An 11,826-nucleotide genomic window follows, 5' to 3' on the forward strand; every position below is an offset into this window, starting at 1 on the left:
TTGCCGGCGATAGGGCCAGTGCAGACGACCCGCGTCACTCGGCATCCAGATGCATCGGGGTAATCACCCGACCATCCTTCTCAGCCTGACCCAGCGTGGTATCGATGAAGTACACCCGGTCATCCTCGAGCTTGCCCTTGTCGACCAGGTAGTCCTTGATGCTGCTGGCCCGTTCCTGGCCCAAGGTGCGCAGCAGGGCAGTGCTTTCGGCCCATGACTTGATCACCGCCTCATGCAGCTTGGCGGTGCGCTCGTCACGACCAAGCTGTTGCCATTCGGCGGGCGGCTGCTGCTTCAGGCGATTACGGTAGATGCCTTCGAGCATCGCTGGCTTGTCACTGTCGTCGACCACCAGCATCGAGGCGTTGGCCGGCACCTTGTCGCCACGGCGTTGCAGGATCTTGTACCAGGTCGCCTGGTATTCGCGCTCCAGGCGCTGCTGGGCGATCAGTGGACCGTCGCTGCTCTGGGCGCTGGTACCTTCGATCTCCAGGCGCAGCTCAGGGCGCTCCTTGAGCGCCGAAGCCAGCTTGTCCAGGGCCGCTTGCGCCTCGCCGTTGAGCTCGCTGGAGCCTGGAGCGAAGGAGACATTGCCAAGGTCTTCCGAGCCGCCGCCGGCAATCAGCCCGCCGATGAACTTGAAGGGCGCCTGGGCGGCGCGAAGCACCAGGTTGCGCAAGGTCTGCCAAACGATCGGCATGACGCTGAACTGCGGGTTGTTGAGGTCTCCGGAGACCGGCAACTCGATGGAGATCTTGCCTTCGGTGTCCTTGAGCAGGGCTACCGCCAGGCGAATGGGCAGGTCCACCGCATCCGGGCTGTCTACCTTCTCGCCCAGTTGCAACTGCTCGACCACCACCTTGTTCTCGGCCTGGAGCTGGCCATTGGTGATCTTGTAGTGCAGGTCCAGGTTCAGGCGGCCCTTGCGGATACGGAAGCCCGCGAATTTACCGGAGTAGGGGGTCAACGTGGTCAGCTCGACGCGCTTGAAGCTGGTGGCGATGTCCAGGCTGGCCAGCGGGTTGAAGGGGTTCAATGCGCCCTTGATGGTGACCGGCGCATAGCGGTCGACCTTGCCCTTGACGTCCACCTTGGCCGGCGCTGGCTTGCGGTTGTCGATGGTGCCGATCTGGCCATTGAGCTGCTGGACGGCGGTGGCGAAGTTGGGGGTCAGAGTCAGGTCGGCGAAGTTGGCCGAGCCATCGTTGATGTTGATCTGACCGATGCGGATGCCCATTGGCTTGCTCGCTGGAGCACTGGCTGCCTTGGCCTGGCTGCTTGAGGCCGCGCCGGCCGGCTGCGGGATCAGCAAGTCATCGACGTTGGTGGTGCGGTCTTCGTTGATGATGAAGCGCGCATAGGGCTGCAGCAGGGTCACCTTGTCGATCGCCACGGCATCGCCGTGGACGTAGTACAGGCCGTCCACATTCAGTTGCTGCCATTTGACGAAATCGCGGTCCTTGATGGTGTCCAAGGTGTGCAACTGGTTGACCTGGGCCTTGCCGGCCACGGTGAATGCCAGGGGCTCGGTGCTCTTGAGGTCGACCTTCAGGTCGCTGGCGAGCATGCCGCTGCGCAGCTCCAGGCGGATGAACGGGCTCAGGTAGGCCTGGGCGATGCGCAGGTCGATGTCGCGGGTGCTGACATCCAGCTTGGCCGTCACAGGGGCCAGATTCACCTCGCCTGCGGCTTGCAGCTTGCCTTGCTTGCCGATGCCCGTGTCGAGCTTGAGGTTGAAGGGCGATTGATTGAGGCTGTCGAAGCCCTGCAGGTCGACGTTCAGTGGCCCGACGTCGAGCGCGACCGGCTCTTTCTGGCTGCGATCGGCCAGGTGCACCTGGTAATTGCGCAACTGCACGTCTTGCAGCAGCACCTGCCACGGCTTGCTCGGTTGCTTGGCGGCCTGCTCTTCGGGGGTCGGTTCGGCGGCGGCGGGTTCGGTCTTTTCCTTTGGCGTGGCCTTGGCCGGCTGGCTGGCGAACAGTTTCTGCCAGTCGAGCTGGCCATCCCTTTCCAGGGCGGCCCAGGTTTCCAGCTTCTCGCTGCGGACCTTGCCCACGGTGACCAACTGCTTGGCCAGGTCGATGGACGTTTCGCTCACTTCCAGGTTGGCCAGGCGGACCAGCGGTCGGCCATCCGGTGCCTTGATGGCGAACGGTGCGATGCGCATCGAGGTTTTGTCCAACAGCAGTTCGGTGGTCTTGGACAGGTTGAGCTTGTAGTGGGTGTCGAGGTTGAACACGCCTTCTTCGAGGACCAGCGGCACGGCGTCTCGCACATAGGGCCAGAACAGCTTCATCTTGCCATCGGTGATCTTGAGGGTACCTTCCGAGGCGATCGGCGCCAGGCTCAAGGTACCGCTCCAGTCCACGCGCCCGCCGTTGGGCCCGCGCGCCACCAGGGTCATGTCGGCGTTATCGTCGGGCAGGGTGCTGAGGTTCTTCAGCTCCAGGTTCATGTCGTCGTAGATGAACTCGATCGGCTCGCTCGGCCGCTGGTCGGCAAAATGCAGGTAGCCGCCGCTGAGCTTGATGCTGCCGATACGCAGGGGGAACGGGTCACTGGGCGGTTGCTCGGACTTCGGCTCGCTGGCCGGGAGCTTGAACAGCTGGGTCAGGTTCAGCGTACCGTCCTTGGCGAACAGCACTTCATTTCGTGGTTTGTCGAGCTCCACCGCCTGCAGGTGCAGGGCGCCTTTCCACACGCTGTCCAGCGCAAGGTTGGCGTAAAGCCGTTCGAAGCCGACCTGTTCCTTTCCCGGCTCGCCGATCTGCAAGCCCCACACCGTCAGCTCGAGGCTGAACGGGTTGAACTCGATACGTTGCAACTGCGCGGGCACAGTGGCGTACTGCGCCAACTGCTGGTTGGCGATGCGCAGGCCGACACCGGGGAGAATCAGAAAACCAAGCAAGCTGTAGAGGGCCACGAGAGCCAGCATGGCGCCGAGGGCGCGAGTCAATCCTTTGTACATGTGTCGCATCGTCTGTCTAAGCAGGAGTGGTTGGAGTATGGCACGTTAAATCGGTTCCGCTGGTGCGACCAATTTCCCTTAGTCGATACCCATGCGCCGCTTCGCCCGTTGCGCCGAGCCATTGCGCATCGCCCAGCGCAGCACCGGGGCCGTGCGCTCGAAGCCCAGTCGGATCAGGCGCTGCTGCAGCGGGCCATGCTGCAGGCCGAGCATGGCCTGGGCCCATTCCGGCAACAGATCGATACCGGCATGCAGCATAAGCTTGCCCACGGGCTGGGCCAGGCGGCTGGGAGCCGGGGCCTGGAGCAGGATCTCGACCACCTCGAGACTGCGCTGGTCGCAGTGCAGTTGTGCGCGCATGTGCCGCAGGTAATCGTCGACCTGATCGCATGATCGCGGTACATCACGCGCGCCAAGGCGCTCGGCGATCAGGGCGATTTCCGCGTAGTAGGCGTCCTGGTCGGCGCGTGACAGCTGTGGGTCGCGATAGCGCAGGTGGGCCGCCAGGAAGCTGCTGACTTCCGCCACATGTACCCAGGTCAGCAGGTCGGGGTCGCTGGCGGCATAGGGCCGGCCGTCCGGCGCGTTACCGGTGACCTGCAGGTGGATGGTGCGCACCTTGTCGATCAGCCATTCGGCATCCCGGGTCGAGCCGAACGTGGTGCCGGAGATGAACTGGCTGGTGCGGCGCAGGCGGCCGAGCAGGTCTTCGCGGAAATTGGAATGGTCCCAGACCCCGGCCAGAGCCAGAGGGTGCAGCAACTGCAGCAGCAGGGCGCTGATGCCACCCGCCAGCATGCTCGGAAAATCGCCATGCACGCGCCAGCTGAGGCTGTGCGGGCCGAACAGGCCCGGGTCGCCCTTGGGTGATTCCAGGTCGAGCTGGCCGAGGGCGACCCCGGTAAGGCTCATGACTTGTGTTTCGATACGGCGACGTAGGACTTCCATGGCGGCCTGCGGTTCAAGGCGGCCACGAGCGCTGGCCGCCAGCTAGTGATTGAGTCGGGTGTCGATCAACCCCTGTACCACGCTCGGGTCGGCCAGGGTCGAGGTGTCGCCAAGGTTGTCCAGCTCGTTGCAGGCGATCTTGCGCAGTATGCGGCGCATGATCTTGCCGGAGCGGGTCTTGGGCAATGCTGGTGCCCACTGGATCAGCTCGGGCTTGGCGAAGCTGCCGATTTCCTTGCTGACCAGGGCCAGCAGTTCGGCCTTGAGTGCGTCGTCAGGGCTGATGCCGTTCATCGGGGTGACGAAAGCATACACGCCTTGGCCCTTTAAATCATGTGGGTAACCGACCACGGCAGCCTCGGCGACACTGTCGTGGAGCACCAGGGCGCTTTCCACTTCGGCAGTGCCGATGCGATGGCCGGAGACATTGATCACATCATCGATGCGGCCGGTGATCCAGTAGTCGCCATCGGCGTCGCGGCGGGCACCGTCGCCGGTGAAGTAGTAACCGGGCATGGGTTTGAAGTAGGTGTCGAGCATGCGCTGGTGGTCGCCATAGACACTGCGGATCTGCCCTGGCCAACTGGCCTTGATCACAAGCAGGCCAGCCCCCGGGCCCTCGATCAGTTTGCCTTGCTCATCCAGAAGTGCCGGTTGCACGCCGAACATGGGCTGGGTTGCGCAGCCTGGCTTGAGCTTCTGCGTGCCAGGCAGCGGCGTCATCATGATGCCGCCGGTCTCGGTCTGCCACCAGGTGTCGACGATGGGGCAGCGCTTTTTCCCGACTTCCTCGAAATACCATTCCCAAGCCTCGGGGTTGATTGGCTCGCCGACGCTGCCGAGCAGGCGCAGGCTATTGCGCGAGGTGGTCTGCAGCGGCGCGGGACCTTCGCGCATCAGCGCGCGCAAGGCGGTGGGCGCGGTGTAGAAGATGTTCACCTGATGCTTGTCCACCACCTGCCAGAAGCGTGATGTGTCGGGGTAGTTGGGCACCCCTTCGAACATCAGGGAAATCGCGCCGTTGGCCAGCGGGCCATAGACGATGTAGCTGTGGCCTGTGACCCAGCCGACATCGGCGGTGCACCAGAACACCTCGCCGTCGCGGTAGTCGAACACCACCTTGAAAGTCATCGTCGCCTGCAGCAGGTAGCCACCGGTGGTGTGCAGCACGCCCTTGGGTTTACCGGTGCTGCCGGAGGTGTAGAGGATGAACAAGGGGTCTTCGGCGTCCATCGGCTCTACTGTGCAATCGTCAGCGACGTTTTCGGTGGCATCGTGGTACCAGAGGTCACGGCCTTCGCTCCAGGCGATATCACCACCGGTGCGGCGCACCACCAGCACGCTGCTGACTGCAGGACAACTGGCCAAGGCCTTGTCGACGTTCTGCTTGAGCGCAATGCGCTTGCCACCACGCACGCCCTCATCGGCGGTGATCACGGTGCGGCAGTCGGCGTCGAGAATGCGGTCGCGCAGGGCATCCGGAGAGAAGCCGCCGAACACCACGGAGTGGATGGCACCGATGCGGGTGCAGGCCAGCATGGCGTAGGCGGCTTCGGGAACCATCGGCATGTAGATGCACACCCGGTCACCCTTTTTCACGCCCCGCGCCTTCAGGGCATTGGCCAGGCGGCACACCTGGCGGTGCAGTTCGCGGTAGGTGATGGCCTTTGAATCGTTGGGGTCGTCGCCTTCCCACAGCAGGGCGGTCTGATCGCCGCGCTGGGCCAGGTGACGGTCGATGCAGTTGAAGCTGACGTTGAGTTGGCCGCCGTCGAACCAGCGTGCCTTACCGGTCTTCAGGTCGCATTGCTGCACGCTGGACCAAGGTTTGATCCAGTCCAGGCGCTTGGCTTGTTCGGCCCAGAATGCGTCCGGGGTCTCGGCCGACTGGCGGTAGAGGCGGCGGTATTCGTCGGGTGAGAGGGTGGCGCACTGGCTGACGGCCAGGGCCTCGGGGTAGTTGCGGATATCGAACATGGCGGTGGTCCTTGCGCTTGTCGGGGGCGATGGACTGCAACGGCTATTCGATTGGACAGTGTAGCTGGCGCTGGTGTTCAGCCTTCACCGGCCTCATCGCCGGCAAGCCGGCTCCCACAGGGTTCGGTGTTGACCGCCCTGTGGGAGCCGGCTTGCCGGCGATGAGGCCTACAGGATCAACCGCGGTGACGGCCGCGGAAGTAGTTGATCAGGCCTTGGGTCGAGCCGTCTTCGGCACTGTCTTCCAGGCTGCCCACCAAACGCTGGTAGACGCCCTTGCCCAGCTCCTTGCCCAGCTCCACGCCCCACTGGTCGAAGGCGTTGATACCCCAGATCACGCTCTGCACGAATACCTTGTGCTCGTACATGGCGACCAGTGCGCCCAGGCGACGCGGGCTGATGCGTTCGACCACCAGGGTGTTGCTCGGACGGTTGCCGGGAATGACCTTGTGCGGTGCAAGCTTCTCGATATCCGCTTCGTTCAGGCCCTTCTGGCGCAGTTCTGCCTCGGCTTCCTCACGGGTCTTGCCGAGCATCAGCGCCTGGCTTTGCGACAGGCAGTTGGCGTACAGCCATTGATGATGATCGGCCACCGGGTTGAAGCTGACCACCGGGACGATGAAGTCCGCCGGAATCAACTGGGTGCCTTGGTGCAGCAACTGGTGATAGGCATGTTGGCCATTGCAGCCGACACCACCCCAGATCACCGGGCCGGTGTCGGTCTTCACCGGGGTGCCGTCCTGCAGCACGCTCTTGCCGTTGGACTCCATGTCCAGCTGCTGCAGGTGCTTGGTGATGTTGCGCAGGTAGTGGTCGTAAGGCAGGATCGCGTGGCTTCGTGCGCCCCAGAAGTTGCCGTACCAGACGCCCAGAAGGGCCAGCAGCACCGGCATGTTCTTGTCGAACGGCGCGGTCTGGAAGTGCTGGTCCATGGTGTAGGCACCCGACAGCAGCTCCTTGAAGTTGGCGGTGCCGATGGCCAGTGCGATCGGCAGGCCGATCGCAGACCACAGCGAGTAGCGCCCACCGACCCAGTCCCACATCGGGAAGATGTTTTCTTCGCGGATGCCGAAAGCTACGGCCGCGGCCTTGTTGCTCGATACCGCGATGAAGTGGCGGTACAGCTCGGCTTCCGAGCCGCCCTGGGCCAGGTACCAGGTGCGTGCGGCCATGGCGTTCTTCAGCGTCTCGAGGGTATTGAACGATTTCGACGAGACGATGAACAGGGTGGTTTCGGCGCGCAGGTTGGCCGACAGCTCATGGAATTCGCTGCCGTCGATGTTCGCCAGGTAATGGCATCGCACGCCACGTTGGGCATAGGGCAACAGGGCTTCGGAGACCAGTTCCGGGCCGAGGAACGAGCCGCCGATGCCGATGTTGACCACATCGGTGATGGGCTTTTCGCTGTAGCCGCGCCACAGGCCGTCGTGGATGCGGCCGACCAGTTCGGTGATCTGGTTGAGCACTTTGTGCACTTCCGGCATCACGTTCACGCCATTGACGCTGAGCTTGTCGCCCACCGGGCGGCGCAGCGCCGTGTGCAGGACCGGACGGCCTTCCGAGGCGTTGACGATCTCGCCGCTGAACATCGACTTGATCGCGTCCTGCAGGCCGACCTGTTCGGCCAGGTTCACCAGCAGATTACGGGTTTCATCGGTGATCAGGTTCTTCGAGTAATCGAGGAACAGGCCGCAGCTGCTCAGGGAGAACTGCTCGAAGCGCTTGCCATCGGCGGCGAAGGCTTCGCGCATGCTGAAGCCTTGCATGGCGTCGCGGTGCTGTTGGAGAGCCTGCCAGGCAGGCAGGGCCGTAACATCGTGGGGTGTACGGTAATACGCCATTGCGCAGAGTTCCTTGATGCGTGGTGGTGCTTGGACAGGGCAGTGTTTGCCGGGTTCAGGCTGGCCATCATTATAGGCAAAGGGCTGGCGTAGGGAATGGGGGGCGGGGGAATTGAGAGGGGGCTGCAAAGCAGCCCCAAAGCATTACGCGGTATTGTCTTCCACGTGCAGGTACAGGTTGTCGATGAGTCGGGTATTACCCAGATAGGCCGCCGCAATCACCACCAGGTCGCGGTCATCCAGCTGCGCCGGGCGCAAGCTGACGGCATGACGCACTTCCAGGTAATCCGGGCGCATGCCCGCTGCGCTCAACTGCGCCTGGCCGTCGGCAACCAGTGCCGCGAAATCACGCTGGCCCCGGCCGATGGCTGCGCCGATGTGCTGCAAGGTACGGTACAGCGCCGGCGCGGCAGACCGCTGCTCAGGCGTGAGATAACCGTTGCGAGACGACAGCGCCAAACCGTCCTCGGCGCGCACGGTGGGCTCGCCGATGATCTGGATGGGCATGTTCAGGTCGCGCACCATGGCGCGGATCACGGCCAGTTGCTGGAAGTCCTTCTCGCCGAACACGGCAAGGTCGGGCTGCACCATGTTGAACAGCTTGCTCACCACTGTGGCCACACCCTCGAAATGCCCCGGGCGGCTGGCGCCACACAGGCCTTCGGAGAGGTTCGGCACGCTGACGCGGGTCTGCACGCCCATGCCATCGGGGTACATCTCTTCGACGCTGGGCGCGAACAGCAAGTGGCAGCCGGCCTCGAACAGGCGCTGCTGGTCGGCGGCGAGGGTGCGCGGGTACTTGTCCAGGTCTTCGTTGGCGCCGAACTGCAGCGGGTTGACGAAGATGCTGGCGACCACGAAATCAGCACGCTGGGCGGCCTTGGTCACCAGGGCCGCATGGCCGCTGTGCAAGTTGCCCATGGTCGGCACGAAGCCGATCCGCTTGCCTTCACCGCGGGCTCGGGCAATGGCGGCGCGCAGTTCGAGGACGGTCTTGACTGTATTCATGCGCTGAACCCGTGTTCGCTGCCTGGGAAGCTGACGTCCTTGACCGCCGTGACATAGGCGGCAATGGCGCTCTGGATATCCGGCTGGCCGGCCATGAAGTTCTTGACGAACTTCGGCACTCGCCCGCTCAGCGACAACCCGAGCATGTCGTGCAGCACCAGCACCTGGCCATCGGTGGCGCTCCCGGCGCCGATGCCGATCACCGGGATACTCACCGCCTGGGTGATTTCCGCGGCCAGCTCGCTGGGTACGCATTCGAGCAGCAGCATGGCTGCACCGGCCTGTTCCAGGGCGATGGCATCGGCACGCATCTGCCGAGCCTGCGCTTCCTGGCGCCCTTGGACCTTGTAGCCGCCAAGGACATTGACGGTCTGTGGCGTCAGGCCCATGTGCGCGCACACCGGCACGCCGCGCTCGGCCAGCAGGCGAATGGTTTCGGCCAGCCAGGCGGCGCCTTCGAGCTTGATCATGTGGGCGCCGGCCTGCATCAGGGTGGCGCAATTGGCGAACGCCTGCTCAGGCGTGGCATGGGCCATGAAGGGCAGGTCGGCGAGAATCAGCGCGCCCTCGTTGCCTCGTTTGACGCACGCGGTGTGATAGGCCATTTCGCTGGTGGTGACGGGCAATGTGCTGTCATGGCCCTGCAGAACCATCCCCAGCGAGTCGCCTACCAGCAGAATTTCGACGCCAGCCTGGCTGGCAGCCTTGGCAAAGGTCGCGTCGTAGCAGGTCAGCATGGTGATCTTTTCACCCTTGGCCTTGAGGCCATTCAGGGTGGTCAGGGTTACTTCAGGCATGTAGGAAAATCCTCGTTCAGGCGCTGTGAAAAACGACTGCAAACAACGCGTGTAGTCATCTTCCGGAGCGGCACATCATCGCGCGTGATGTTCGGGCACAGGTCCGTCCGGGCCTAAATACGGGTGTGCGGCACTTTGGTGCCACACGGGACGCCTATAGTCGTGAGCGAGGTGGGGGAAGTCAATCACCCTGTTACCGCATTGTTACTAACAAGGTGTTACTGGCGTTACCTCAGGCCGGAGCCCCCGTATTACAAGCGCTCCAGACCGACGTACGGGCAAGCTGCGAGCAGCTGGGAGAGGGTGCGGCCATCGGCCAGCTGGAAGTCGTGGGGGACCAGCTCGGCCAGCGGATACAGCACGAAGGGACGGGCATGCATGTGGTAGTGCGGCACCTGCAGGCGCGGCACATCGATGACCTGGTTGCCGTACAGCAGGATATCCAGGTCCAGTGTGCGCGGCCCCCAACGCTCTTTGCGCACGCGGCCCTGGTCAAGTTCGATGGCTTGCAGGGCGTCGAGCAGGGCCAGCGGTTCCAGCGAGGTATCCAGTGCGGCGACAGCGTTGGTGTAGCGTGGCTGGCCCGGCAGCAGTGAGTCACTGGTATACAGGGCCGACGCCGAGGCCAGGCGGGTAGCCTCCAGCTGGTCCAGGGCCTGCAGGGCGCTGCGCAACTGCTCGGCCGGGGCATCCAGGTTGCTGCCCAGGCCAACATAGGCGCGCGTGTTCACTCGAACGCCTCGTCACCGCCGCGTTTGCGCTTGCTGGGGCTGCGCTTGCGTTTGCGCGGGCTGGCTGCGGAGCCTTCATCACGATTGCCCAGTTCGCGGATCATGTCGCGGCGCTGGCTGTCGTTGGCGTCCTGATAGTCGGTCCACCACTGGCCGAGGTCGTCGGTTTCCTCGCCGGCGCTTTCACGCAGCAGCAGGAAGTCGTAACCGGCGCGGAAACGCGGGTTGTCCAGCAGCATGTCGGCACGTTTGCCGCTGCGCCGTGGCAGGCGTTCCTGCATGTCCCAGATTTCGCGAATCGGCAGGGTGAACCGCTTGGGAATGGCGATGCGGGCGCACTGCTCGGCGATCAGGTCGTGGGCTGCGCCGTTCATGGCCGGAATCGGCGGCACACCTTGGTTCTGCAGGTGCAGCACGCGGCTTGGCAGGGCTGGCCACAGCAGTGCGGCGAAGAGGAAGGCCGGCGTTACCGGCTTGCCTTGCTTGACGCGCAGGTCGGTGTTGTTCAGCGCCTGGCTGATCAAGGTGTGGGTGTAGGTCGGGCGCTCTTCCAGGGCGTGGGCACTGGCTGGGAACAACGGCTCGAACAGTTCCAGGTCGACCAGCATTTCGAAGGCGATCGCGCCCTGGCCGGAGAGGAACAGCTTGAGGCATTCCTCGAACAGGCGGGCAGGCGGGATTTCGCGCAGCATCGGCGCCAGTTCGCGGATCGGCTTGAAGGTGTGCTTCTCGATACCGAAGTCGAGCTTGGCCGCGAAACGCACCGCACGCAGCATCCGCACCGGGTCTTCCTGGTAGCGGTGTGTCGGGTCGCCAATCAGGCGCAGCAAGCGGTTACGGATATCGTGCACGCCGTTGGCGTAATCGAGTACCCGCTCGCTGACCGGATCGTAGTACAGGGCGTTGATGGTGAAGTCGCGACGTTGTGCGTCTTCTTCCAAGGTGCCGTAGACGTTGTCACGCAGGATGCGGCCGCTGGCATTGTGCGACGAACGGTGGCTGTCGCCCTGGTCGTCATCGGAATGATGGGCGCGGAAGGTGGCGACCTCGATGATCTCGCGACCGAAATGCACGTGGACCAGCTTGAAGCGCCGGCCAATGATGCGCGCATTACGGAATTCGGCGCGGACCTGCTCTGGCGTGGCGCTGGTGGCGACGTCGAAGTCCTTGGGCGTGATGCCCAGCATCAGGTCGCGGACACAGCCACCGACCAGGTAAGCCTGGTAGCCCGCACTCTGCAGGCGTTCGACGATGTTCACCGCGTGGCGGCTGAACTGGTGGCGCTGCAGCGAATGTTGGCTCTTGTTGATCACCTCAGGCGTGGTGCGCTTGTGGTGCTGGCCCGGTACGGGTGGGCGGAAAGACTGGAACAGCTTCTTCAGCATGGGATGCACTGTGTGAAGGAATGTTCGGCCAAGAATAGGAGAATGGCCGCATGATGGGCGGGGATTCTAGCATTTACTCGGGGAATGGTGTAGGCGATCGCAGAATGGCCTGCCGGAAGGGAGAAACGACAAGGGGAGCCGAAGCTCCCCAAGAAATGTCGTTGCGTG

General features: G+C 63.7%; 8 protein-coding genes. All 8 read right to left on the minus strand.

Going from position 1 to position 11,826, the window contains the following annotated elements; all coding sequences use genetic code 11:
* Window positions 1–34: 34 nt before the first annotated feature.
* Complete coding sequence (locus PPL01S_RS16760) at window positions 35–2,971, minus strand: DUF748 domain-containing protein (protein ID WP_028625881.1); 2,937 nt, start codon at window positions 2,969–2,971, stop codon at window positions 35–37.
* Window positions 2,972–3,049: 78 nt separating this feature from the next.
* Window positions 3,050–3,919 (minus strand): oxygenase MpaB family protein, encoded by an 870-nt coding sequence (locus tag PPL01S_RS16765; RefSeq protein WP_016391802.1) that lies wholly within the window; start codon window positions 3,917–3,919, stop codon window positions 3,050–3,052.
* 42 nt (window positions 3,920–3,961) lie between these two features.
* Window positions 3,962–5,896, minus strand: coding sequence for an acetate--CoA ligase (gene acs, locus PPL01S_RS16770; protein WP_016391803.1), 1,935 nt, complete (start codon window positions 5,894–5,896; stop codon window positions 3,962–3,964).
* A 176-nt stretch (window positions 5,897–6,072) separates the two neighbouring features.
* Window positions 6,073–7,737 (minus strand): glucose-6-phosphate isomerase, encoded by a 1,665-nt coding sequence (pgi, locus tag PPL01S_RS16775; protein ID WP_016391804.1) that lies wholly within the window; start codon window positions 7,735–7,737, stop codon window positions 6,073–6,075.
* 144 nt (window positions 7,738–7,881) lie between these two features.
* Window positions 7,882–8,745 carry a pantoate--beta-alanine ligase gene (panC, locus tag PPL01S_RS16780; RefSeq protein WP_016391805.1) on the minus strand — a complete coding sequence of 288 codons (864 nt, stop codon included), beginning with the start codon at window positions 8,743–8,745 and terminating at the stop codon, window positions 7,882–7,884.
* On the minus strand, window positions 8,742–9,542 hold the full coding sequence (gene panB, locus PPL01S_RS16785; RefSeq protein WP_016391806.1) for a 3-methyl-2-oxobutanoate hydroxymethyltransferase: 801 nt from the start codon (window positions 9,540–9,542) through the stop codon (window positions 8,742–8,744). The genes panC and panB overlap by 4 nt, the downstream gene beginning before the upstream one ends.
* A 251-nt stretch (window positions 9,543–9,793) precedes the next feature.
* Window positions 9,794–10,273 carry a 2-amino-4-hydroxy-6-hydroxymethyldihydropteridine diphosphokinase gene (gene folK, locus PPL01S_RS16790; RefSeq protein ID WP_016391807.1) on the minus strand — a complete coding sequence of 160 codons (480 nt, stop codon included), beginning with the start codon at window positions 10,271–10,273 and terminating at the stop codon, window positions 9,794–9,796.
* Window positions 10,270–11,658 (minus strand): polynucleotide adenylyltransferase PcnB, encoded by a 1,389-nt coding sequence (locus PPL01S_RS16795; RefSeq protein ID WP_028625882.1) that lies wholly within the window; start codon window positions 11,656–11,658, stop codon window positions 10,270–10,272. Before PPL01S_RS16795 ends, folK begins: the two co-directional genes overlap by 4 nt.
* Window positions 11,659–11,826 lie beyond the last annotated feature (168 nt).

The sequence above is a fragment of the Pseudomonas plecoglossicida NBRC 103162 = DSM 15088 genome (genome assembly GCF_000730665.1).
GTDB classification, from domain to species: Bacteria; Pseudomonadota; Gammaproteobacteria; order Pseudomonadales; family Pseudomonadaceae; genus Aquipseudomonas; species Aquipseudomonas plecoglossicida.

Excerpts from the sequence above, each read along its gene's own strand:
- acs (WP_016391803.1), bottom strand. The coding sequence starts at position 5,896 with ATGTTCGATATCCGCAACTACCCCGAGGCCCTGGCCGTCAGCCAGTGC.
- panC (WP_016391805.1), bottom strand. The coding sequence starts at position 8,745 with ATGAATACAGTCAAGACCGTCCTCGAACTGCGCGCCGCCATTGCCCGA.
- PPL01S_RS16795 (WP_028625882.1), bottom strand. The coding sequence starts at position 11,658 with ATGCTGAAGAAGCTGTTCCAGTCTTTCCGCCCACCCGTACCGGGCCAG.
- panB (WP_016391806.1), bottom strand. The coding sequence starts at position 9,542 with ATGCCTGAAGTAACCCTGACCACCCTGAATGGCCTCAAGGCCAAGGGT.
- PPL01S_RS16760 (WP_028625881.1), bottom strand. The coding sequence starts at position 2,971 with ATGTACAAAGGATTGACTCGCGCCCTCGGCGCCATGCTGGCTCTCGTG.
- pgi (WP_016391804.1), bottom strand. The coding sequence starts at position 7,737 with ATGGCGTATTACCGTACACCCCACGATGTTACGGCCCTGCCTGCCTGG.
- PPL01S_RS16765 (WP_016391802.1), bottom strand. The coding sequence starts at position 3,919 with ATGGAAGTCCTACGTCGCCGTATCGAAACACAAGTCATGAGCCTTACC.